This window comes from Betaproteobacteria bacterium, from assembly GCA_016713305.1.
Lineage (GTDB): Bacteria > Pseudomonadota > Gammaproteobacteria > Burkholderiales.
In genome coordinates this window covers 229414-253308 of record JADJPK010000009.1, presented here as the reverse complement: position 1 = coordinate 253308, position 23895 = coordinate 229414, and the positions used below count along the sequence as shown (strand labels likewise).

The 23895-nt window shown below is 65.6% G+C and carries 15 protein-coding genes; 9 read left to right on the top strand and 6 right to left on the bottom strand.

Annotation, left to right across the window (positions count from 1 at the left end; all coding sequences use genetic code 11):
* Nucleotides 1–42: 42 nt before the first annotated feature.
* The 3 genes from IPK20_13380 (at nt 43) to IPK20_13370 (ending at nt 11130) form a co-directional block, all read left to right on the top strand.
* Nucleotides 43–669 (top strand): hypothetical protein, encoded by a 627-nt coding sequence (locus IPK20_13380; GenBank protein ID MBK8017598.1) that lies wholly within the window; start codon nt 43–45, stop codon nt 667–669.
* Entirely contained in the window at nt 666–6536 is a 5871-nt protein-coding gene (locus tag IPK20_13375; GenBank protein ID MBK8017597.1) for a hypothetical protein, read from the top strand. The genes IPK20_13380 and IPK20_13375 overlap by 4 nt, the downstream gene beginning before the upstream one ends.
* 3235 nt (nt 6537–9771) lie before the next feature.
* Nucleotides 9772–11130 carry an acyl-CoA dehydrogenase gene (locus IPK20_13370; GenBank protein MBK8017596.1) on the top strand — a complete coding sequence of 453 codons (1359 nt, stop codon included), beginning with the start codon at nt 9772–9774 and terminating at the stop codon, nt 11128–11130.
* Between the two features lie 129 nt (nt 11131–11259).
* Here IPK20_13370 and IPK20_13365 read toward each other — a convergent pair whose 3' ends face one another.
* A complete protein-coding gene (locus IPK20_13365) occupies nt 11260–11577 on the bottom strand; it encodes a hypothetical protein (protein ID MBK8017595.1) in 318 nt (105 codons plus the stop codon).
* 365 nt (nt 11578–11942) lie between these two features.
* On the opposite strand from IPK20_13365, the gene IPK20_13360 reads away from it, so the two are divergent.
* Entirely contained in the window at nt 11943–12107 is a 165-nt protein-coding gene (locus IPK20_13360; protein ID MBK8017594.1) for a hypothetical protein, read from the top strand.
* Nucleotides 12108–12205: 98 nt separating this feature from the next.
* Here the strand turns inward: IPK20_13360 and IPK20_13355 are convergent, their stop codons facing one another.
* Nucleotides 12206–13612 carry a PLP-dependent aminotransferase family protein gene (locus tag IPK20_13355; GenBank protein ID MBK8017593.1) on the bottom strand — a complete coding sequence of 469 codons (1407 nt, stop codon included), beginning with the start codon at nt 13610–13612 and terminating at the stop codon, nt 12206–12208.
* Nucleotides 13613–13716: 104 nt separating this feature from the next.
* On the opposite strand from IPK20_13355, the gene IPK20_13350 reads away from it, so the two are divergent.
* Entirely contained in the window at nt 13717–14580 is an 864-nt protein-coding gene (locus tag IPK20_13350) for a DMT family transporter (protein ID MBK8017592.1), read from the top strand.
* A 25-nt stretch (nt 14581–14605) separates the two neighbouring features.
* Here the strand turns inward: IPK20_13350 and IPK20_13345 are convergent, their stop codons facing one another.
* Entirely contained in the window at nt 14606–15847 is a 1242-nt protein-coding gene (locus IPK20_13345; protein MBK8017591.1) for a branched-chain amino acid ABC transporter substrate-binding protein, read from the bottom strand.
* A gap of 357 nt (nt 15848–16204) precedes the next feature.
* On the opposite strand from IPK20_13345, the gene IPK20_13340 reads away from it, so the two are divergent.
* The 4 genes from IPK20_13340 (at nt 16205) to IPK20_13325 (ending at nt 20028) form a co-directional block, all read left to right on the top strand.
* Entirely contained in the window at nt 16205–16912 is a 708-nt protein-coding gene (locus tag IPK20_13340; protein ID MBK8017590.1) for a PAS domain-containing protein, read from the top strand.
* Nucleotides 16875–17843: a methyl-accepting chemotaxis protein gene (locus IPK20_13335; GenBank protein MBK8017589.1), complete on the top strand. Its 969-nt coding sequence runs from the start codon at nt 16875–16877 to the stop codon at nt 17841–17843. The genes IPK20_13340 and IPK20_13335 overlap by 38 nt, the downstream gene beginning before the upstream one ends.
* 203 nt (nt 17844–18046) lie before the next feature.
* Nucleotides 18047–19024, top strand: coding sequence for a glycosyltransferase family 2 protein (locus IPK20_13330; GenBank protein ID MBK8017588.1), 978 nt, complete (start codon nt 18047–18049; stop codon nt 19022–19024).
* Complete coding sequence (locus tag IPK20_13325) at nt 19012–20028, top strand: polysaccharide pyruvyl transferase family protein (protein ID MBK8017587.1); 1017 nt, start codon at nt 19012–19014, stop codon at nt 20026–20028. Before IPK20_13330 ends, IPK20_13325 begins: the two co-directional genes overlap by 13 nt.
* A gap of 278 nt (nt 20029–20306) precedes the next feature.
* Here the strand turns inward: IPK20_13325 and IPK20_13320 are convergent, their stop codons facing one another.
* The 3 genes from IPK20_13320 to msrP form a co-directional block, all read right to left on the bottom strand.
* Nucleotides 20307–21575, bottom strand: a complete 1269-nt coding sequence (locus IPK20_13320) for a S8 family serine peptidase (GenBank protein MBK8017586.1) — start codon at nt 21573–21575, stop codon at nt 20307–20309.
* 592 nt (nt 21576–22167) lie between these two features.
* A complete protein-coding gene (locus IPK20_13315; protein ID MBK8017585.1) occupies nt 22168–22779 on the bottom strand; it encodes a sulfoxide reductase heme-binding subunit YedZ in 612 nt (203 codons plus the stop codon).
* Between the two features lie 54 nt (nt 22780–22833).
* The gene (gene msrP / locus IPK20_13310) at nt 22834–23775 is read right to left on the bottom strand and encodes a protein-methionine-sulfoxide reductase catalytic subunit MsrP (protein ID MBK8017584.1); all 942 of its coding nucleotides are present in this window, start codon (nt 23773–23775) and stop codon (nt 22834–22836) included.
* Nucleotides 23776–23895 lie beyond the last annotated feature (120 nt).

Here is a 23895-nt window from a genome sequence, read left to right as displayed (position 1 = left end):
ACGGCGCCAAGTCCGTAGATCGAGCGCCCAGGGAGACCCGAATTGAAAGCGCGTACTGCATCGCGTCTCACCCGCATCTCTCCGCTAAACAAGGCCTCGCGGCTCAAGGCGCTGTCGGCCTTGCTGCAGGCCAGCATCGCCGCCGGAGCCTTCTCCGCCGCGGTGCCCGCGGTTGCCGGCACGAAGCACGTCTCCGACTACTTTCCGGGGATCCTCTGGAGCAATCCTCTGGGTTGGGGGCCCGTCGGCGAACCGCGGGGGGGAGATGTCATCTTTGTCGACAAGGGGCCGGGCATCGCTTTCGCGCCGCTTCTGGGCATCGACGAGACGTTCGAGGCACTGACCGTCAATGCCTCCACGGACACGAACCCGCTCCTGTTCGTGCCGCTGACGAGCACCGTCATTCCCATCCCCGCCGTCAATGACTTTCCGGCAAACGTGCTCCTGCCGGCCATGCACCTGCGGTCGAACAACGTCACGCTCGGAGAAACGCAGGCCGGCGCGCTGATCCAGACCGGGGGTTCCTCACCGTCAACCAGGATCTCCGTCTCGGCCACGCGAACACCGGCTGGGGTTTCTACAGCATCACCAGCCCGGACTTCACTTCCGGCGCCCATGTCGTCCGCGATGCCTTCATCGGCGCGGCCGGTATCGGAACGGTCGCGATGAGCAACAACGTGTTCTCGGTGGACCGGGACCTCTCTTTCGGCGATCTCGCCGGGGGTGTCGGCTCCATGCACTTTGCCGGCGAACTCACCGTCGGCCGCGACGAGATCCTTGGCAATGCGGGCACCGGACGGATGATCCAGGGTATCTCCCTGCATACCGTGGGCAACAACTTCACGCTCGCCCGGCAGGCCGGGAGCCAGGCCTCGTTCGTCGGCCTTCCAGGCAGCCGGCTGCACGTCGGCAAGGACCTGGTGGTCGGTGCGGCCGGGAATGCGACGATGAACTTCTCGGGCGGCCTGATGAACGTGGGCAACGACCTGATCGTCGCGGGTGCTGGCGGCAGTTCTGGGACCCTGCACTTCGACGGCCCGTCGTTCGTGGACGTCGCCCGCGACTTCGTCGTGGGCGATGGGGGCGAGGGCAGCGGCCGCAAGGTGCTGGACCTGCTCTCATCGATCAAGGTGGGGCGTGATCTGATGCTCGGACGCAGCGCCGGAGGTGCCGGTACCTTCGAGATGCTCGCCGGGAACATGATCGTCACCCGGGATGTCGTCGTCGGCAATGGAGGACGGGGCCTGCTCGTGGTCGGAGTGGCATCGGGGCTGATCGCCGACGGCAACGTGACCGTCGGTCGGAGCAACGTGACAGTCGGGCTGCCTCCGCTGTCGTTGCCGGGCCTGCCTAACGTGCAGTTGTCGGACCTGATCGCAAATGCGGCATCCAATGCGCCCAGTCCCTCGTTGGGGACCACCTTCGGGACGCTGCCGGACATCGGCCTGTCGCCGGATCTCGAGTACACCGCATTCCGTACGCTCTCCGACGGACTGCGCGTGGATTTTCCGTTCGTCCCGGCCAATACGATGCTCGTCTTTGCCGGGGCCTCGGTGCCCATCCGCGGCAATCTCGTGGTCGGCGCTGAAGGCAAGGGGGTGTTCGGCCATTTCGCCGCGGGAGCGGTCGAAGTGGGGGGATCCCTGATCGTTGGACAGCAGGGAGAGGGCGTCTACTCGGCCGGCGGGCTCGCCAGTCTCGTCGTCGACGGCGACTGGATCGTCGGCGACGCAGGCAAGGGAGTGTGGGCAGGGGGCGGCACGATGGCCGTCCACGGCAATGCCGTGTTCGGCCGCCAGGCGGGATCCCGCGCGCTGCTCAACTACGTTGCCGGCGGCGGCACCAGCCTCTCGCACGATCTGATTCTCGGCGACCACGGCAGCGCCACGCTCGTTCAGGCGGCCTCCGGCGGCTTCCTGATCGGGGGCAGCTTCGTGGCGGGGCGCGAGGCAGACGGTGTGGGCACCTGGGACGTCGCCGCCGACCAGTTGTCCATCGGGGGAGACCTCGTGCTGGGCGGCAAGGGACGCGGGACGGCGACGTTGCGTCAAGGCGCTACGATCGCAGTCACTGGCGCGGCCACCCTGGGGCAGGCGGCCGGCAGCCACGGTACGCTCGACATGACCGGGACCGGACTGGGTCTGGGCGGCAGCATGGTCGTGGGAGCCGCGGGCGAAGGGGGTCTGCACTTGCGCAGCGGCAGTTCGTTGCTGATGGGCGGTGCACTCACCTTCGGTGAACTGGCGGGAGCCGTGGGCGACGGCACGTTCGATGCCGGATCCTATCTGTCCGTGGGAGGCGCGCTGGTCGTGGGGGCCGCGGGGAACGGAACGGTCTCCTTCACCTCCGCAGCAGGTTCTTCCGAGGGAGCCCCGTTCACGGTCAAGTCGGACGTGCTGCTCGGCAGGGATCAGGGCGTCACCGGCACGGGCACGCTGGTCGGGCTGTCGGGCAACGCGCCGGCGCTCGAGATCACCGGTTCGATGACGGTGGGGGCGGACGGGCAGGGGTCCTTCACGCACACCGGCGGCCGGGTCGGCATCGGCGTCGATCTGACGCTCGGTGCCAGCGGTTTCGGCGCGGGCCGGTACGAGATCGCGGTCGATGCGAACCTGCGCATCGACCGCGATCTCGTCGTCGGCAACACCGGGCACGCAGAGTTCGTGCACAACGGGGGCGACGTCACCGTGGCAGGGCGCGTCACGCTTGCACTGCACGGCCAGCCGGCGACCTACCAGCTCCTCGGCGGCAAACTGCTCGCTCACGACTTCTGGTTGAACAGCCAGGGTGCCTTCACGGCAGGGCTGGGCATCGCATCGTTCGACAGCGCCTCGGTGTTCGACGGCACCCTGGATCTCGGGCGGAATTCGGACCTCGTGCTGCAGGCGAATCCGGTGGCGCCCGTCCATCGCATCGGATATCTCGAACTGACCGGCGGGACGGTCAGGGCCGGAAAACTGAGCATCCTTCCCGACGGCAGCATTCACCAGAACGGCGGGGAACTCGACACCCTGCAGATCGTCTTCGATCACGGCACGGTCCTGGGCGAACTGCAGAGCAAGCGGCTGTTCACGGTGGTCGGCCCGACGCCCGCACTGTTCGGAGGGCGGCTGAGAAACGAGGGGCTGATCGAACTGCTGACGGACTTTGAGGCGGCCGATGGCGTCGACAATCGGGGGACGTTCGACATCGCGGCTGCACGCACCGTGAAGCTGTCCGGTTCGGGCCTCGCGAACCGCGGTGACATGGAGTTGAGAGGCCGCCTCGACACGAACGAGACGCGGGTCACGGGCAGCATTCGCCAGTACGGCGGCAGCCACATCACCGGCGAGTTGACCGTGGAGGATGGCGGCGGTGCCCAGGCCCGCTACTCCCTGGTCGACGGCCTGCTGCAGGTGGAACAGTTCTCGACCATCGGCGCATCGGACACACCCGGCCTGTTCGTGCAGGAGGGCGGCACCCACGATGTGGGACGGCTTCTGCGTGTGGCGGGAGGCGGACGGTACACGATGGTCGGGGGCCGCATCGTGGCTGAAAGCACGCTCAACGAAGGCCTGTTCGAAGTGACGAACGGCCGGATCGACACGAGTTTCGAGAACGCGGGAAGTTTCCGGTGGAACGGCCAGGGCGACGTCGCCGGCACGGGAACGATCACCCATCTGTCGAGCGGCAGTTTCGAAGCCTCGGCCACGGGAAGCTTCGCACCCGCGGTCGTCAATCGCGGTCAATGGACAAAGGAAGGCGCCGGTACCCAGACCTACTCGGGCCCGATCACCCAGAACGGTTCGCTGCTCGTCAATGCCGGCACGATGCGCCTGACCGGGGGGGCGACCGGTGAGGGCAACACGAGCATCGCGACGGGCGCGGCCATGGAGTTTGCCGGCGGCGCTTCGTACACGCTTTCACGGCAATTCAACAACAACGGGCAGGTGCTGATCGATCCGGCCGCTGCAACGTTCCGCGGCTCCGGCTTGCACACGGGGCGATTCGACGTGGACGCCGGCGGCGATCTCACCTTCGCCGGGATCTCCTGGACTTTCAACGGCACGGGATCGGGCATCGCGGGCACGGGAGCGATGACGTTCGCGTCGGGCCTCACGACGTTCGGCCAGGGCAGTGCGTTCACGCTCACGGGTCCGCTTCAGCTGACGGGCGGTTCGGTGCGATTCCTCGCCGGCAGCGCGATGACGCTGCCCGAAGATTTCGTGATCCAGGGCACGGTGCTCGAACTGTCCACGGGATCTGCCCAGAGCTACGGCCGCACCGTTGCGTTGAACGCGGGCGGTCTCGGTGGATCCGATCCGTTCGATCTCACGGCCGGCGATCTGGACTGGAACGGGGGCACGCTGTTCGGTCCCGGCGTCCTGACGCTGCGCGGCAACACGCGGCTGCTCATCGACGGGCCGGACGACAAGACCCTGGAACGGGAAGTCCTGGTGCAGGACAAGGCGCAGTGGAACTCCGGCAATGTGATCGGTGGAGGCCTGCTGCACGTGGCCGATACCGGAAATTTCTCGGTGCTGACCGGCGGGGCGTTCCAGGCAAACCTGCTGGCTCAGGGCCGCTTTGACCTGTTCGCTCCGGACCAGGTGGCGCACTTCTCCGGCGGTTTCGACGCCCAGGCCGAGGTGCGGCTGCGCGCCGGCACGCTGCGTCTGTCGGGCAACGGCGAGAGCACCGCGGCATTCAACGTCTTTTCCGGTGGCGCTGTCGAGTTCGCGGGCGGCACTTTCGACTTCCACGGCCGCGATGCGAGCCTCATCGGCCCGGGACGGGCCCTGTTCACCGGCGGGACGGTCGTGTTCCGCGATGGCGCCAGCTATGCCATGGGTTCGGAGCGCATCACGGGCGGTACGCTCGATTTCCAGGCGGGCAGCTCGTATGCGCTGAATGGCGGGCTGGTTCTCGAAGGTGGCAATCTGTTGCTGAACGCGGGTTCTCCGTTCGTCCTGCCTCCTTCGACGCATCTGCAGTCGGGCCTGCTTGGCGGCGGCGACGCCAAGCACGTGAATACGGGGATCGTCTTCCTGTGGTCGGGCGGCACGATCGCGGGCGGAGGCCTTGCGGTGTTGTCCGGTGGCCGGATGGAGATGATTCCGGGTGGCGCCAAGGTCCTGGAAACAGGCATCGCGAACGCCGGTGTGATCGCCTGGCGCGGCAGCGACGTGGCCGGTCCGGGCAGCTTCACCAACCTGGCCGGTGGCGTGTTCGAGATCTCGGGCAGCGGCACGCTGTTCCCGTCGCTCGCGAACGCGGGGCGCCTGGTCATGGACGGCGCGAACGAGAACGCATCGCTGCGCGGCGCTTTCTCGAACACGGGCACCGTCGAGGTCACCGCCGGTACGCTGCACGTACTCGGCCCGTTCTCGAACCTGGCCGGCAGCACGCTCACCGGCGGCAGATACGACCTGCGCGGCACACTCCATCACGAAGGTCAGAGCATCCGCACCATCGCCGCCGACGTGACATTGGCGGGGGCCGGTTCCTACCTTCGCAGTGGCACGAATCAGAGCGTCCTCGACACGCTCGACACGGTCGCGGCGAGCGGCCGGTTCACGGTGAGCGAGGGTCGTGATTTCTCGATGTCGAACCGCTCGTTGACCGTCGACGGCGAATTCGTGGTGGGCAATGGGTCCACCTTCGTTGCGCAAGCCTTCAATCTCGGCGGCAGTGGCACCGTTCGCGTGGGAGACGGCGGTCTGTTCGCGTGGACCGGTGCGTCGCTGAGGGGCCCGGGTGTCGTGCAGTCGGAGTCGGGCGGCGTCCTGCGCATCAGCGGAGGCAACGATCACGACATGGATCAGCGCCGGCTGGTCAACGACGGCACGGTCGTGTGGGAGGGCGGTTCGATTCGTGGAGGTGGCGGATCCGGCATCGAGAACAACGGTCTGTGGCTGGACCAGCTGGCCGGCAATGCGGAGTTCAACCGGGCCTATGGCGGTGCCAATGGTGGCTGGGTGAACAACGGCACGTACCGCAAGACCACCGGGGCGATCACCACGTTCAACCAGTCGCTGAGCAACCGGAACCTGATCGAGGTGCAGGCCGGTGTGTTGCGGCTGTCGTCGTCGACGGTCCACGAGACGGGCTCGCGGATCGAAGTGGTCGATGGTGCACTGCTGGAACTGCGCGCGGATCACACGTTCCAGGATGGCGTGCACCTGGATGGCCCCGTGAAGCTGTACGGTGGGGCCGGCATCTCCGGCCATCTGTTTGCCACGGACTTCGAGATCGGCAGCGGATCCACGCTGTACGGCACGCACGCGCTGCACGGCGATTTCCGCTGGACCACGGGCAGCCTCAAGAGCGCCGGCAGACCACGGTCGGCGGCGACGCGACGCTCACGATCACTGGCGGAAACGATCACGACATGGATCAGCGTCGGCTGGTCAACGACGGCACGGTCGTGTGGGAGGGTGGCTCCATTCGCGGTGGCGGGGGATCCGGCATCGAGAACAACGGTCTGTGGCTGGACCAGCTGGCCGGCAATGCGGAGTTCAACCGGGCCTATGGCGGTGCCAATGGTGGCTGGGTGAACAACGGCACGTATCGCAAGACCACCGGGGTGATCACCACGTTCAACCAGTCGCTGAGCAACCGGAACCTGATCGAGGTGCAGGCCGGTGTGTTGCGGCTGTCGTCGTCGACGGTCCACGAGACGGGCTCGCGGATCGAAGTGGTCGATGGTGCACTGCTGGAACTGCGCGCGGATCACACGTTCCAGGATGGCGTGCACCTCGATGGCCCCGTGAAGCTGTACGGTGGGGCCGGCATCTCCGGCCATCTGTTTGCCACGGACTTCGAGATCGGCAGCGGATCCACGCTGTACGGCACGCACGCGCTGCACGGCGATTTCCGCTGGACCACGGGCAGCCTCAAGAGCGCCGGCACGACCACGGTCGGCGGCGACGCGACGCTCACGATCACTGGCGGAAACGATCACGACATGGATCAGCGTCGGCTGGTCAACGACGGCATGGTCGTGTGGGAGGGTGGCTCCATTCGCGGTGGTGGTGGATCCGGCATCGAGAACAACGGTCTGTGGCTGGACCAGCTGGCCGGCAATGCGGAGTTCAATCGTGCCTATGGCGGCGCCAATGGTGGCTGGGTGAACAACGGCACGTACCGCAAGACCACCGGGGTGATCACCACGTTCAACCATTCGCTGAGCAACCGGAACCTGATCGAGGTGCAGGCCGGTGTGTTGCGGCTGTCGTCGTCGACGGTCCACGAGACGGGCTCGCGGATCGAAGTGGTCGATGGTGCACTGCTGGAACTGCGCGCGGATCACACGTTCCAGGATGGCGTGCACCTCGATGGCCCCGTGAAGCTGTACGGTGGGGCCGGCATCTCCGGCCATCTGTTTGCCACGGACTTCGAGATCGGCAGCGGATCCACGCTGTACGGCACGCACGCGCTGCACGGCGATTTCCGCTGGACCACGGGCAGCCTCAAGAGCGCCGGCACGACCACGGTCGGCGGCGACGCGACGCTCACGATCACTGGCGGAAACGATCACGACATGGATCAGCGTCGGCTGGTCAACGACGGCACGGTCGTGTGGGAGGGTGGCTCCATTCGCGGTGGTGGTGGATCCGGCATCGAGAACAACGGTCTGTGGCTGGACCAGCTGGCCGGCAATGCGGAGTTCAATCGTGCCTATGGCGGCGCCAATGGTGGCTGGGTGAACAACGGCACGTACCGCAAGACCACCGGGGTGATCACCACGTTCAACCATTCGCTGAGCAACCGGAACCTGATCGAGGTGCAGGCCGGTGTGCTGCGGTTGTCCGGGAACACGGTTCACGAGACGGGCTCCCTCATCCAGGTGGCCGCAGGGGCGATGCTGGAGATCCGGTCCACCCACACCTTCCAGGACGGGGTGACGCTCGAGGGGCCGGTGAAGGTCCTGGGGACCGCCAACGTCGAGGGAAATCTGACGGCGATGGCGTTCGAACTTGCCGGAGGCGTGCTCGGCGGCAGCCATACGCTGCATGGCAACTACCTCTGGACAACCGGCACCCTCAACGGCGCGGGAACCACCGTCATCGCGGATGCGTTGTTCACGATCGCCGGCGCCGGTGATCACGATCTGGATCGACGTACGCTCGTGAATGACGGCACGGTCGTGTGGGAGGGCGGCAACATCCGGGGGGGCAGTGGCACGACCGTGGTCAACAACGGGGAGTGGTTGGACCGGGTCTCCGGAAATTCCGAGTTCAACCGGGCCTACGGAGGCGCCGATGGCGAATGGGTGAACAACGGCACCTATCTCAAGACCGGAGGCGCGATCACGACATTCGCGCACACGCTGCGTAACCGCGGGGTGTTCGAGGTCGATGCGGGTGTTCTGAGGCTGGCGGGGAACACGACGCACGAGGCGGGATCGCGAATGGAGGCGGCGGCCGGAGCGCTGCTGGAGATCCATTCGACCCACACCTTCGAGGACGGGGTGACGCTCGATGGGGCGGTGAAGCTCCTTGGAACGGCCAACGTCACGGGCCACCTGACCGCGACGGCTTTCGACATTGCGGGTGGGGTGCTCGGAGGCAGTCACACGCTGCATGGCAGCTACCGATGGAGCGCGGGCACCCTGAACGGCGCGGGTGTCACAAGGGTGGCCGCCGACGGGGTGTTCATGATCGCGGGCGGGGGCAACCACGACCTCGATCGGCGGGTGCTGGTGAACGAGGGCACAGTGGACTGGCAAGCGGGTGCCATCCGGGGAGGTGGCGGCAGCCGGATCGAGAACGCGGGGCTGTGGCTGGACCAGACGACCGGAGTCAGCGACATCGATCGCGCCTATGGCGGCAGTGGCGGGAACTTCGTCAACGGCGGCACGTATCTCAAGAGCGGCGCGGGCACCACGCGCATCACCGGCCACGCGTTCGACAATACGGGCGTGGTGAACGTGCAGGCCGGCCGGCTGGAGTTGCTGGGCGGGGTCACGCAGATCGCGGGTTCCATGCTGACCGGTGGCACGTGGCATGTCGGGGCGAACAGCGCCATCGTGGTGGCGGGTGCCCCGATCGTGACGGTCAACGGCGGCAGTGTCTGGATGGAAGGTGGAGGCTCCTCGTTTGCGCCGATCGACGGTCTGGCGGACAACCGCGGCACGTTCAGGATCACCGGCGGGCGCAATTTCACGACGATGGGCAACCTGGTCAATTCGGGGCAGATCTTCGTCGGGGCAGGAAGCTCACTTCAGGTGCTGGGGCAACTGGAGTCGGACGGGGCCATCGGTGGAGGCGGCCGTATCAGCGTCTCGAACATGCGTGCGCGTGGACGAATCGCGCCTGGGGCCTCACCCGGTGAGCTGACGATCCAAGGGGATCTCGCCCTCGAGGACGGTGCGGCCCTCGAGAGCGAGATCGCCGGTCTGGCCGCGGGCACTGAATACGATGTCTTGCGTGTGACCGGCGCCCTGTCGCTGGACGGCACGCTGGACGTGAAGCTTCTGTCGAGCTTTGCCGGCCTCGCCAGTGGCACGTTCGCGTTCATTTCGGCCGAGTCGGTGCTGGGCACGTTCGATGGGATTGCCGACGGCGACCGTGTCTTCACGGCCGACGGCAGTGGCTCGTTCCTCATCGATTACACCTCGGATGCCGTCTATCTGAGCGACTACACGGCCACCGCAGCCGTGCCGGAGCCCGGCACCTGGGGCCTGCTGATCACGGGTCTGGGGATGATGGCGGGTCTGGTACGCCGGCGCCGGCGCTGATATCGTCCCGCACGATTGCCGATCGATCGCAACACCAGGGAGAAAGCGAGATGGACATGCACGCGGGCGCCATGCAGCAGCCCAAACCGAGCGGTCTGGGCGGGTACCGGCTGCTCGATCCACGCCACAAGTACAACCTGGCCTTCTGCACGTCCGAAGAGATCGAGATCGCCGAGCACTTCCGGGCCTTCGTCGACCGGGAACTGATGCCGTACCGGCACGATCTGGAAGGCGGGTGGCATCGCGACGAGAAGCTCGCCAAACAGACACTCCATCGCCTCTACGCGAAGCTCGTGGAGTTCGGCGTCACCAAGGCGATCCTTCCGACCAGGTTCGGTGGCCTCGGCTACCGGCCCGTGGTCCGTCAGATGATCAACGAGGAACTGTCGCGGGCCGACATCGGGTTGGCCACGAAGGTCGGCAAGCTCCATTGGGCGGTGTCCGTGATGCTCGCGGCGGGACGTGACGATCTCATCGAGGAGTTCGCGCCACGTATCGCCGGGGACGAAGTGTGGACCGCCTGCTTCGCCATCACGGAGCCGGCGGGCGGGGCCAACGTCGAGGATCCGGCGCTCGAATACAGGACCATGAAGGTGATGGCCAGACTCGACGGTGACCACTACGTGATCAACGGGCACAAGCTGTGGCCCGGTCCGGCGGGCGAGGCCGAGAATTTTCGCAGCGAGTACATGAACGGCCATCTCGGCTACTGGGTCTGCGCCATCACGGACAAGGCGGGCGGGGACGAGAACGTGGGCATCTTCTACGTACCGCCCGATGCGCCCGGACTGTCGTTCTCCAAGCCGTACCAGAAGATGGGCTTCAGCTTCACCGAAGCCAATACGGACATCTGGTTCAACGATGTGCGGATTCCCAAGCGGTACCGCATCGATACCCAGCCCGGCCAGGGCTCCAAGCTCATCAAGGGCTACGTGATCGGGCTCGGGAGGCTCGCGGGTGCGGCGCGTCTCACGGGCTTGTCCGAAGCAGTGCTGGAGATCGTGCTCGACTGGACGAACAACCGCATGATCGCCGGCAAGCCGATGCGGGAACGCTCGCTGTTCGCCGGCACGATCGCCGAGATGTTCCGCGCCATCGAGATCTCGCGGCAGTACTACCTGAGCTGCACCTACCAGGTCATGCACCCGGAGGTCTACGGTTACCCGTGGGAGGCGCACATGAAGGCCAAGTTCTCGTCTGCGCGTTCGTTCGCGGGCGATGCGGCCGAGATGGTCACGAACCGCGGCATGCAGCTCATGGGCTCGGCGGGCTATGCCTACGAGAGCCACATCGAGAAGTACATGCGCGATTACAAGATCGTGCAGATGTGGCTGGGCGGAGCGGAGCGCGACCGTCTCGACATCGCGCAGGGTCTGTACGGTCCGTTCAAATGGGGCGGGGACGTCTGACCCGCGCAGGATCCCACGCGCTGCGGCCTCCTTCGGGAGGCCGTTTTCGTTGCGGGCGGCGATCCCTGAGCGGTCCGGCCAGCCGACCCCCGGGGGTGGCCCGCGAAAGCCGGCGTTGCCACGGCCCGTTCAGGGCGCGAGCCACTGCTCCAGTGCGTGACCGAGGACGACCATCCGGCAGACCTGCATGGGGTCTTCCACGTAGTTCCTGATCGTGGCGACGGCCAGCGGCGGGAAGTCGAGCCTGGCGGGACGAAGGTGGGCCATGCGCGCGCCCTCGGCAAGCGCGAGCCCCGCCAGGCGGGCGCTCGCGGCCTGAATCTCCCCGCGGGACTGCAGGGGCGTGAACGCGCTGCAGACCAGCGCAAGGAGCGCGGGCCAGTGCGCGAGATGGCGCCACAGGGTTGCAACCGCTGAATCCTCGCCCGGTGCGCCGAAGGAATTCACGTGCCTCACCATCTCCCCAGACGTCGTCGGCGATCGCCTCTCTCGCGGCCAGCGGTCGCAACGGAGGCCACTTCGGCGATGGCGGCGGAGCCGCCGCGGGCGCCGAACGCGTCTGTGCTGGTGCGCTCATCAGGGCGGCCAGCGCCATCAGGTTCATTCCGTTCGACCGGTTGTACGCTGCCAGGATTGTGCGGATCGCCTGCACGTCCTCCCCATCCAAGCCGATGCAGGAAAGCTGGACGGGGACGAGAGGTTCGGGCCGGGGCAGCAGTGCGTCGCTCAGCGCGCGTGTCAGCGCTGCTTCAGGCAAACCGGACAGGAAGAGGGGCTTCGTCGCCGCCCACACGCGCGGAAGGCTGTCGTCCATGCCGGCAAGCCCCCGCCAGATGGACGTGACCAACGGGAGGCTCATCGTCTCGCGGATGTCCGCAAAGATCGCGGCGGCCTCCCCGGTGGCCTTCGCTTCGTCGAGTGCGGTCACGGGGTCGTACGAGAAGTCGGCAGGCATGCGGGCTCCGGAAGGAGGATAGGGGCGACGAAATCCTGGGCGTGCGCTTGCCCGGCGGGAGCGATGCAGCTGGGGAATCGCAGCGCGGAACGAGCATACGTTCTGTCGGTGCGGCGTCTCTCACCGCGAACCGATCTGATCCCTCAGGAAGCGGAACAAGCGATCATCGTTGCACTGCGCCACGTTGAAGCGAAGGAAGCGAGTGGCCGTCTGACTCAGGCTGAACGCGTTGCCCGGGGCCAGCACGATGTCCTGCGCGAGTGCGGATTGCGAAAGCGCCGCCGCGTCGAAGCCTTCGGGAAGCTGGCACCAGAGGAACATGCCGGCCTGCGGTCTCAGCCAGGGAACGATACCCAGCTTCTCGAGCCGCCGGCTCACGTCGAACATGGCGTGGGACAGGCGCTGCCGCAGCGTTTCCAGGTGCTTGCGATACCCGCCATCCTGCAGCGTGCTCAGCACGAGCTGCGCGGCGAACTGGCCGCCGCCGAAACAGGTGGCGATCTTGAGGTCCGTGAGGCCCTCGATCCAGTCGGAGCGCGCGGCGATGTAGCCGACGCGTGCGGACGCCGACAGCGTCTTGGAGAAACTTCCGATGTGAACGACGCGCTCCAGGCCGTCCAGCGCGGCGAGCCGGGGTGACGGCACGTGCTCGAAATCCGCGAAGATGTCGTCCTCGACGATGGTGAGGTCCGCGTCGTGCGCGAGCTTGAGCAGCCGGTGAGCAGTGACGGGCGACAGCGTGGCGCCCGTGGGGTTGTGGATGGCTGAATTGGTGATGTACAGGAGGGGTCGATGCTCGGCGAGTGCGGCCGCGAACTTTTCCACGTCGGGGCCGGAGGCGGTGCAGGGCACGCCCACGATCCGCGCTCGGTGTGCCCGCAGCAGTGCCTGGAAATTGAAGTAGCACGGGTCGTCGACCAGGACCGCGTCACCGGGTTCGATGAGCAGACGGCACAGCAGATCGATGGCCTGGGTGCCCGACTCTGTGAGCATGATCTGATCGGGCGGCACGCCGATGCCGCGGTCCGCGAGGCGGCGCGAGAGCAGCTGCCGCAGGCCCGGCAGACCGAGCGGCGTGCCGTAGTCGGCCAGAGCGGAATCCTCCGCACGCGCGAGCGTTCGCAACGCGCGACGCAACCACGCCTGGGGCAGCCACGAGGCCGGCAACCATCCGCAACCCGGCTTCAGCACGGAATCCCCGGTTTCCAGGGACTGGCGCGATACCCAGAAGGGATCGATGGCGCGGTCAAGCCGGGGCCCGATCTCGGCGACCGACATGGGGGTCGGCTTGGCGGCCACGTAGAAGGCGGAGCCGGGGCGGGAAGTGATGGCGCCTTCGGCGACCAGGCGCTCGTACGCCTCCACGACCGTCGACGTCGACACCTGCATGGACGCCGCCAGGGCGCGAATGGACGGCAGCTTGTCTCCGTGCAGGAGATTGCGGGTGGCGATGCGCTGGCGGATGGCCGACATCACCGCCACCGTCCGCGCGGGTTCCCGGCCGGGTCTTCTGGTGCGAGCATCCATCCGTATGGGTCCTGTATCCATAACAGTTCGATGAAACCGTACGCGAGTGTAACTGGCGGTGCCTCGCCAGAAAACGGATAAATGCCCATCGACAGGAGGATGCGATGGGGCGGGATACGAGCGGGTGGCTGAGCGGGCTGGCAGGGGTGGTGATCTTCAGCGGGTCGTTGCCCGCGACCCGGGTGGCCGTGATGGACTTCGAACCGGTGTTCCTGACGGCCGCGCGAGCCGTCATCGCGGGACTGCTCGCGGCGGGTCTGTTGGCGATGGGACATCGGACGAGGCCGGACCGCCAGGATCTGTTGCCGTTGGCGCTGGTCGCGATGGGTGTCGTGGTGGGCTTCCCGCTTCTCACGGCCCTGGCGCTTCAACGCGTGACGTCTGCGCACTCCATCGTGTTCATCGGCGTGCTGCCCTTGGTGACCGCACTCTTTGGCGTGCTCCGGGCCGGCGAGCGGCCTCGCCCTGCGTTCTGGCTCTTCTCGATCTTGGGCGCCACGGCGGTGGGAGGATTCGCCTTGGCGCAGGGGTTGTCGGCATCGGTCACCGGCGATCTGTTGATGCTGGCGGCCGTTGTCGTGTGCGGACTCGGCTACGCGGAAGGTGCGCAGCTGTCCCGCAAGCTGGGCGGATGGCAGGTGATCTCGTGGGCCCTCGTGCTGGCGATGCCCGTGATGATTCCGCTCATGCTGCTCCGGATGCCGGATTCGCTGGCAGCGGTGGATACGCCCGCGTGGATCGGACTGGGCTACGTCTCGCTGTTCAGCATGCTGATCGGCTTCGTCTTCTGGTACAGGGGACTTTCGCTGGGGGGGATCGCCGCTGTCGGGCAACTGCAGTTGCTGCAGCCGTTCTTCGGACTCGCGCTTGCGGCCTCGCTGCTGAACGAACAGGTGTCGGCGCTCATGCTGGCCGCCACGCTGATCGTGGTGGCCTGCGTGGCAGGTGCACGAAGGTTCGCGCGGTAAGTCGCGAGCCGGTCGGTCCCCGAGGTCAGGGCCTGGCGGGCCGTTCCATCTGGCATTTCACGGGCGGGATGTTGTCCTTGGCTTCGATGATCGCGTCGGTCTTCCAGCCGTAGCCCGTGCCTTCGGCATCGTGCTTCACGCCCGGACTGCCTGCTTTGGCAAAGCTCATCAGGTAGATCGGACCGATCATCTGATGGTCGTCCGCGCGCATCCACGACCGGCCCGTCGGACCCATGTATTCCATGCCTTCCAGCGCATAGGCGACCTTGAGCGGGTCGTCGCTGCCGGTCTTCGTGACGGCGGCGGCAAGCATGTCCATGACGCGGTAAGCCGGGATGTATGCCATGTCGGAGACCGCCGTGTACCGTGACCGCGACTGCACGAGACGGGGCTCCCACGTGCCGTCGGCGGCGTTGATGTGCCATCCATGCGTGGTCTTCATGCGGTCGGCGCCCGACGCACCGATGGCGGCGGGCGATCCGAAGAACGCGCCGAGCAACGTGTAGTACGTCGCGTCGAGTCCGGCGTCCTTGCTCGCCTTGATGAGCAGCGACAGATCGTTGCCCCAGTTGCCCGAGATCACGCTGTCGGCGCCGGAGGCCCGGATCTTCGACACGTACGGGGCGAAGTCCTTCACCTTGCCCAGCGGATGCAGATCGTCGCCGACGATCTGGATGTCCGGGCGCTTGGCCGCGAGCATCTCTCGCGCGGACCGGCTCACGGCCTGGCCGTAGGCGTAGTCCTGATTGATCAGATAGACGCGGCGACTGGACCGCTGCTTCGCGAGCACGTCGGTGAGGGCACTCAGTTGCATGTCGGCGTGCGTTTCGAAGCGGAAGTGCCAGAAATTGCACTTGGCTTCGGTCAGCGCAGGATCCAGCGCGTTGAAGTTCAGCAGGACGGCCCGGCGGTCCGGACGCCGGCTGTTGTTCTTGGCGATGGCTTCGCTCAACGCGTGCGCGACGCTGGACACGGTCGTGAGCACATAGCGGATGTCCTGATCCAGCGCCTGATTCAGCATGATCAGGGATTCCTGCGGGTTGTTCTTGTTGTCGAAGGGGACGATCTCCAGCATCCGTCCTCCCAGGACGCCGCCTCTTGCATTGACCAGATCGGCCGCCGCGCGCAGCGACTTCAACTGTTCGTCGCCCTGGATCGCGAAGGTTCCGCTGATTCCGTTGATGAAGGCGAGACGAAGGGGCTCGGCCGCAAAGGCATCGAGACACAGCGAGGCGAACCAAAGAAACAGGCTGAATCGAAGCTTCACGAAGGATTCCCCTACCGGGAGTGCGACTCGGCGGAGTATAGGGGTGTGTCTGCCCGTGTGATGCGGAACAAGTGACAGGGCGCCCGCATGTCCGGGCGGTCGCCACAAGGGAGGCGGGGTCGGCGAGGGAGCCATACAACCCTTGGCGGAAGGGATACCTGCACGCAGTGGGGCGCCGATCAGTGCGGAATGGAACCGGACAGAGTCACGGATGTGTCAATAATGGCGGTGTCAAACGAAGAAATGAGAAAATTGCGACCGGTTCTATCAAGTTGCAGCGCGATCCATCCGTAGCACACTTCCTGTAACAAAGCTGCAAGAAAAACGCCCGACACGCGGCACGCCAAGGGAAGAACCATGAAGAACAACCAGCCAGTCACGCAGCGCGAGTATGTCCTCAAGGATGGCGTCGCCATCATCTCGAAGACGGATGCAAAAGGTCGGATCACCTGGGTGAACCAGGACTTCATCGAATCCAGCGGGTTCCACGAGACCGAACTCCTCGGCAAGGCACACAACATCGTCCGGCATCCTGACATGCCCGAGGAGGCGTTTCGGGACCTCTGGGCCACCATCAAGTCGGGCCGTCCCTGGAGCGCGATGGTGAAGAACCGGCGCAAGGATGGCGATCACTATTGGGTGAGAGCCAGCGTGACGCCGCAGGACGATGGCGGTTACATGTCGGTGCGTCAGCGGCCATCCCGTGACGATATCGATACCGCGGAAACGCTCTATCGGGAGATGCGCACAGGCAGGTGTGCTGTACGCCTGACCGGAGGGCGTCTCCTGAAGGCCGGGTTGCTGGGGAGAGTTGGACAACGCCTGGACGATCTGACGATCGCTTCACGCCTGTGGGGCATGGCGGGCCTGGCACTGCTGAGCATCCTCGGTGTCGGCCTGGAGTCCTGGCGCATCTCGGGGCGCGCCGATGCCAGTCCCACGGCCCTCTGGGCGATCATGGTGGTGGGGAGTCTGGCCATTTGTGCGATCACCATGTGGCTGAGCCGGACCGTTGTTGGCCAGCTGCATGCGATCACCGAGGCCACCCGGACATGGCCAGGGTGATCTCACTCGACGATTGCCGCATGCCGGAGCTGACGAGTTTGGCGACCTGATCACGCAACTCACACGTACCCGGGACAATCTCTTCGAGATCATCTATTCGATTGGCCGGAACGCGCACGAGGTGAGCACGGCCGCGGCGCAGCTCAACGAATCCGCAGAACGCGCCGCACGAGCGGTGCAGGACCAGTCGGAGTCCGCGTCCAACATGGCGGCGACCGTGGAGCAGATGTCCACCTCCATCGACCAGGTGGGCGAACATGCGGGGATCGCCCAGCGCATCTCGGCGGAATCGGGTGAAGTGTCTCGCGAAGGCGGCGCGGTGGTTCACGATGCCGCCAACGAGATGAAACATATTGCCGATGCGGTGAGCAGTTCCGCGAGAACGGTGGAGGAACTGGGCGTTTACTCCAAGGAGATCTCCGTCATCGTGAACGTGATCCGGGATATCGCGGACCAGACCAATCTGCTGGCACTCAACGCCGCCATCGAAGCGGCGCGCGCAGGCGAGCAGGGGCGTGGCTTTGCGGTGGTAGCGGACGAGGTCAGGAAGCTCTCGGAACGCACGGGTGAATCGACGCGGAAGATCGCCGAGATGGTCGGCCGGATCCAGAGCGGGGCGGAGCGAGCGACGGCGGAAATGAACAACAGCGTGGAACGGGTGAGCCGAGGCGTGGAAACGGCCCATCACGCGGGAAGTTCCATGACCCGGATCCAGGACGGATCGGGCAAGGTCGGCCAGGCCGTGGACGACATTGCGCACACGCTCAACGAACAGAGCATCACCATGCAGGAGATCGCGCGCAATGTGGAGAGCATCGCACGCATGTGCGAGGAGAACAGCTCCGTGGCGGTCAATACGGCGCAGTCGGCCTCTCGGCTCTCGAACATGGCGGATGCCCTGAGGAGGGATGCATCGCGATTCAGATTGTGAGCACGAAGAAGCGCTGAGCGGCTTGCCTGGATGCGGATCGATGGCGACGCGGCGGCAGGACGCACGTTCCCGGGTTTCCGACCGGCAATCTGCATGCACGGCGCAGGGGACTTTCCGGAGATGCCTTGCCAAGGCCGTCGTTCGATGGTCGAACGTGATGAGCGGGTCCGGCAGGACCGTCTCTGTCTTGCACCCCTCAGAGCGTGCAACGGAAGGCGCAGCAGCTCGCCGCGCAACGTTCGCAGACCTGGCGGCATAGCGGCACCGTGATCACGATCGCCATCTGCACCCACAACCGGTCGCAGCTCCTCGACAGGACGCTCGGGAGACTCGGTGAGATCGCGGTTCCGAGAAGGCGCGCCTGGGAGGTGCTTGTCGTCGACAACAGGTGCACCGACGACACGGACACGGTGCTCGAACGGCACACGGGCCGTCTTCCGCTGCGCCGTGCCCGCCAGGATCGGCTGGGCTTGTCGAATGCGCGCAACGCGGCGATGGATCACGCCCGGGGCAGTTACATTCTCTGGACCGACGACGACGTGCTGGTGGACGGGAACTGGCTGCAGGCGTACGAAGCCGCGTTCGACCGGCATCCCGACGCGGCAGTGTTCGGAGGGCCGATCGCGCCCTGGTTCCAGTCGGATCCGCCGGTATGGATCGTCGAGAACTGGGACTTGCTCTCTTCGGCTTACGCGGCACGCGATCTCGGTCACACCGCGATTCCATTCAACGCCGGTTCGAACGCGGTTCCCTACGGAGCCAACTTCTGCGTCCGGACCGATGTCCAGAGAATGCATCGTTACGATCCTGCCCTAGGGCGAAACGGGCGTCGTGTGGTGCTGGGAGAGGAGGTGGACGTGGTACGCAGGATCCTGGCTGCGGGCCACGAGGGCTGGTGGGTGCCGGAGGCGGGAGTGCGGCACTGGATTCCGGCTGAACGGCTTTCGAAACGGTATGTCGCGGAGTACTTCCGCGGTCTGGGACGGACCTGTTCCCTGACGGAGCCGTGCGAGGACGCGGCCCGGTGGTTCGGTGTCCCTCGGTGGTGGTACAGAGAACTGCTGGAAAGGGCGCTCAGGTACGCCTGGTGCTGTCCGGGCGGCTGGACGAGAGATCGCGTCCGCGCGCTCTGCGATCTGGAGACCTCGGTGGGGCGGATACTCGCGAAATGGAACACCTGAAAGACGGCATCGGGCAGATGCGCGGAATGCTCGATCGGCTCATTCCTGCAGACCGCGAGTGCTTGCTGCTCGATTTCCCCGATTACGCCAATGTCGGAGACAGCGCGATATGGCTGGGCCAGGTACATCTGCTCAGGAAGCTCGGCCGCCGCATCGCGGCCATCGGCGACATCTCCCGGTATTCGATCGAGACGGTGCTCAGGGACGCGGGGGAACGAGTGGTGCTGCTGAGCGGCGGAGGGAATCTTGGCGACGTGTGGGAAGCGCACCAGGTCTTCAGGGAGAGGGTCGTCGCGATGCTTCCCCGGAACAGGGTGGTTCAGCTGCCCCAGTCGATTCACTTCGCTGACCGGGAACGTGAAGACCGGGCCACCGCCATATTCCGTCAGCACCCGGACTTCCATCTGTTCGCAAGAGACCCCGCCAGTCTCGAGATCGCTCGTCGCATTTCCGGAGACAGGGCCGTCATGGTTCCGGACATGGCTTGCTGTCTTCCGCGGAACGTGCGTGGCGATGCCTCGGCGGCAAGATGGGATGTGGTGGTCGTGAGAAGAACGGACAAGGAGTCCAGGTGCGGTCCGTCAGCGCCCCTGGATGTGCCGGGCGAGAAGGTGCTCGTGACGGACTGGACCAGCGAGGACCGGGGATTCGCGCACAGCCTCTACGCCAGGCTGCAGGGGATCGATTCTTCCAGGCGCCCACGCTTGAAGCCGACGCTCGACCGGCTCGTGCGGGCCTCTGCGAACCGCCTTGCGAGATATCGGTTCGAGCGCGGAATGGCCTTGCTCGAGAGCGGCAGGGCCGTGGTGACGGATCGATTGCATGCCGTGATCCTGAGCTGGCTGCGGGGGGTGCCCGTCTACTATTCAGACAACGCCTACGGAAAGATCGCCAGCTTTGCGAGCGAGTGGCTGAAGGACGATCCGGACGTCACTCAGGTTCCGGACCTGTCCGACGGGATCGCCCGGGCATTGGAAGCGTCGGCGAGTTCCCGGTCCATATGAATTCGTCTGAGCCGGCAGCGGCCTGCGGGTGACAAAGGCTCGGCGGCCTTGCGTGCAAGATCCGCAACGCACAGGGTGGCGGACGCGTCGATCTCGATTCCCTGCAGGAATGCCTTGCCAGGGACCAAGGCATCGAGTTCATGTCTCGTGTCTGGCGCGCTTCCGGAGTCTTTCGCGCAGTGCCGATGTGCAGAAGGGTAGAAGGGCGCAGAACGATGACCCATGCCCCATGCCGAAGACGCCGGCCAAACCCTGAATTGTCGGGGGCTTGGCCGACCTCATCGACAGGACGATGCCTCAAGGTCGTCGCGGGAGGGCGGCGACTGTTGCAGCACCATTCGAACGCGTTCCTCGCATGCCTTGGAGGGTTTGCACGCCTGCCCCAGTTGCAGCGACTGCAGTAGTGCAGCCCCATCCAGCAGGCCGTGGCCGTACTCGTCGTGCCACTTTCCCGCGGAATGGTCGGGGAGTGTCCGCCTCGATGATTCCTTGATGGCACACTTGATTGCACAGACTGAGGGCGCGCCGGAGCGGTGGTTCACGGACCCCGCAATGACTCCAGTGACAAATGGCGCAGCAAACGATACGCCGTCCAGTTGCACATTGCTGTCGCCGAGCGCGATCTCCTTTGCCGGGGCAATGATGTCGGGCTTGCGGCTCAGTTCGTTGGCGATGTCCGGTCTTAGTCCATCGCAGCGTGGACCCCGCAGGTTCTGGTCGAATGGCATCGGCCTGGCACCACGATCGTCGACACCGGATACCACGATGGCAAGGCTTGCGGAGGCCGGACGCGGGACGAGTCGTTGCCCCTGATCAACGGAACACCCTCTGGCATTTCCGAGGGCGACGACGACTGGTATGCCCGAGGCGGCGACTCTGTCGACCATCTGGGCATAGCTGCTCCTGCCGTCATCGTCGATGCACCCGGCCACGCTCATGTTGACGAGTGAAATGTCTTTGCGCCGGTCAAGGACGGCCTCCAGGGACCGGAAGATGGCGGGCACATCGCAATCGCTCGCGGTGCATGCACGCAGGCTCATGATCGAAGTGCCGGGACTTACCCCTGGGTGGCGTGACTTGGACGAGTCCATGTGGCCGGCCAGGATGGCTGCTACGGCAGTACCGTGTGCGCAGTCGCTGTCGTTGCAAGGACAAATGGGTCCCGGTACCCAGGGGCTGTTCTCGGACATGGCATCGAGGGATTCCTTCACCCAGGTGTTGGCGAGGCAGCCTTCAGCCGTGGGGACCGAGGCATTGCCGGATCGCACAGCAGCGCGGTTGGTCGGCTGCCCCGCGACTGCAGTGTCTATGACCGCGACGGACATGCCTTTGGTGTAGGGGGATGGCGCGGGATTCCAGCGTATCGTCTGCATCGCCTTGGCGAGCATGGGACGCATGGGTTCGGCCCATTCGATCATTGCAACGCGATGGTCCCGGGCGATTCGTGCAAGCAGATCGACGTAAGGAGTGACGGCCTCGAGGACGATCAACGGGACGTAGCGCGCGATGTAGATCGACCTGGGCCGGGCGTCCCATTCTTCGAGCATCCTCCTGATCTCCTGCTCCGGCTGACACGTGTTCAGAGCGATGATCAGATCGATATGCTCGACGTCAGCTTCCGCCCCTTTGCTCTTTCTCAGTTCGAATTGAAGCCTCTCCAGATTCTCCAGAAAGTCGTCGACACGATTCCCGTTCCGGTCTCTCAGCCAAAGGTAGTTCCCCAGCGGGCCTTCTCTCCGGTCAACGACACTCGGAGGAAGACGCCATTCCCAGGGAACCAGACACTGGTTGGGCTCACCTGACGAAGGTACGCTCCACTGCAACAGAAGCACCGCCATGGCAATGAACCACCAGGGAGATCCCCTGTCCCGATGGAACAAGGGTCGCCGGCCTCGCGACCGTGACGTCGCATCGAACGAGGACATCCGAATCTCCTTTGATGAAGCAGTCGGAATGCGGTGGTAGCCCAGATCGTGTCTGGCTACTGTCCTTTGATTGCTCTTCTTGCGAATCTTCGCATGAAGTACCGGCTGCAGAACGGATCCTCAGGCAAGACGCAAGACCGGACCCCGCCCTGTCTCTGGACCCCGCCCTGTCGCGCAATGCACGCGTGAAGCGCGGGCAAGCCAGACCGGCCCCCTAGCTGCGATACCGTGCCAGGAGCAGAGGGGCGATTCGCGCCGACAACAATGCGCTGAGCACTGCGGCGAACCACGCCGGCTCCGTCACATCCTTCTTGACGAGCCACCAGAAGTGAACGACGCCCAACGTCGCAATCACGTAAACCGTGCGGTGCAGCGCCTGCCATCGTCGGGCACCGAGCCGCTTCACCATGGCATTGGTGGAAGTCGCGGCCAGCGGTATGAGCAGCACGAAGGCGGTGAAGCCCACCGTGATGAACGGCCGTTTGGCGATGTCCTTCAGCATCGCCGCCCAGTCGAAGAACTGGTCCAGCCATAGGTAGGTCGTGAAGTGCAGGCAGGCGTAGAAGAACGCGAACAGCCCGAGCATGCGGCGCAACCGGAGCAGCCAGGGCATCGACAGCAGGCGCCGTGCTGGCGTGACCGTCAGCGTGATGAGCAGGAAGGCGAGTGTCCACCAGCCCGTCGCGCGGGTGATGTGTTCGATCGGATTGGCGCCCAGGCTGTCGGAGGAGGCAAGCCAGCCGAGCCGGCCGAGAGGCATAAGACACAGCGCGAACACGGCGGCCTTGATCCAGCCGACGGCGGACTTTCCGGGAGACGAGGGCATTGCGATGCGGTTCAGGCGGCGGCCCGTCGGCCGCCGGGAGGTTCCGGTCGATCTTCAGAAGTACTTCTTGAGATCCATACCCGAGTACAGCGAGGCGACCTGTTCGGCGTATCCGTTGAACATCAGCGTGTCGCGTTTTCCGAACTCGCCGATGCGCCGCTCGCGGCTCTGACTCCAACGGGGATGGTCGACGTTTGGATTCACGTTGGAGTAGAACCCGTACTCGTTCGGCGCCGCCTTGTTCCAGGCCGTCCGCGGCTCTTCCGCCGTGAAGCGGATGCGCACGATGGACTTGGCGCTCTTGAATCCGTATTTCCAGGGCACCACGATGCGCACCGGTGCGCCGTTCTGATTGGGCAGCACGTCGCCGTAGAGGCCCAGGCACAGGATGGCGAGCGGATGCATGGCTTCGTCGATCCGCAACCCCTCCATATAGGGCCAGGCGAGCACGGCCCGGTTCTGCCCCGGCATCTGTGCGGGGTCCAGCAGCGTGGTGAACTCCACGTACTTCGCTTTCGACGAAGGTGCAGCACGCTTCAACAGTTCAGCCAACGGGTAGCCCACCCACGGGATCACCATCGACCAGCCTTCGACGCAGCGCATCCGGTAGATGCGCTCTTCCAGCGCCGCCAGCTTGAGCAGTTCGTCCACGTCCCAACGCCGGGGCTTGCCGCATTCGCCGTCCACCGTCACGGTCCAGGGGCGGGTCTTGAGACTGCCCGCGCGCTCGGCGGGGTCGTCCTTGCCCGTGCCGAACTCGTAGAAGTTGTTGTAGGTGGTGACGTCCTTGTGGGCGGTGGGCTTCTCGGCGGTGCTGAAGGGGCTCCTGCCGACGTTCTGCAAGGCGGCGTGCGCACGAGGAGAAACGCCCATCAGGGACAGTCCGGCTGCGGCCCCGAGCAGCCCTGCATCGCGAAGAAAGCTGCGGCGGCTGTCGAAAAGAGCGCGAGGGGTGATCTCGGAGGGCGGGATCATGGGGATCTGCGGGTAGGGCATCGGTACTCCTGAGGGCCAGCTGCGCGGCTCGTCCCCGTCCCGGGGACGGTCGCACGGGGCGTTCGTCGTCGAATGGAGAATTGTACGAATCGGGCCGGGGAATGGATGCACCGAAAGGCC

Coding starts and splice junctions, on each gene's coding strand:
- IPK20_13375 (MBK8017597.1), top strand. CDS start 666: ATGAGCAACAACGTGTTCTCGGTGGACCGGGACCTCTCTTTCGGCGAT.
- IPK20_13370 (MBK8017596.1), top strand. CDS start 9,772: ATGGACATGCACGCGGGCGCCATGCAGCAGCCCAAACCGAGCGGTCTG.
- IPK20_13360 (MBK8017594.1), top strand. CDS start 11,943: ATGCCGGCAAGCCCCCGCCAGATGGACGTGACCAACGGGAGGCTCATC.
- IPK20_13355 (MBK8017593.1), bottom strand. CDS start 13,612: ATGGATGCTCGCACCAGAAGACCCGGCCGGGAACCCGCGCGGACGGTG.
- IPK20_13350 (MBK8017592.1), top strand. CDS start 13,717: ATGGGGCGGGATACGAGCGGGTGGCTGAGCGGGCTGGCAGGGGTGGTG.
- IPK20_13340 (MBK8017590.1), top strand. CDS start 16,205: ATGAAGAACAACCAGCCAGTCACGCAGCGCGAGTATGTCCTCAAGGAT.
- IPK20_13335 (MBK8017589.1), top strand. CDS start 16,875: ATGCGATCACCGAGGCCACCCGGACATGGCCAGGGTGATCTCACTCGA.
- IPK20_13325 (MBK8017587.1), top strand. CDS start 19,012: ATGGAACACCTGAAAGACGGCATCGGGCAGATGCGCGGAATGCTCGAT.
- IPK20_13320 (MBK8017586.1), bottom strand. CDS start 21,575: ATGCTCGAAGAATGGGACGCCCGGCCCAGGTCGATCTACATCGCGCGC.
- IPK20_13315 (MBK8017585.1), bottom strand. CDS start 22,779: ATGCCCTCGTCTCCCGGAAAGTCCGCCGTCGGCTGGATCAAGGCCGCC.
- msrP (MBK8017584.1), bottom strand. CDS start 23,775: ATGCCCTACCCGCAGATCCCCATGATCCCGCCCTCCGAGATCACCCCT.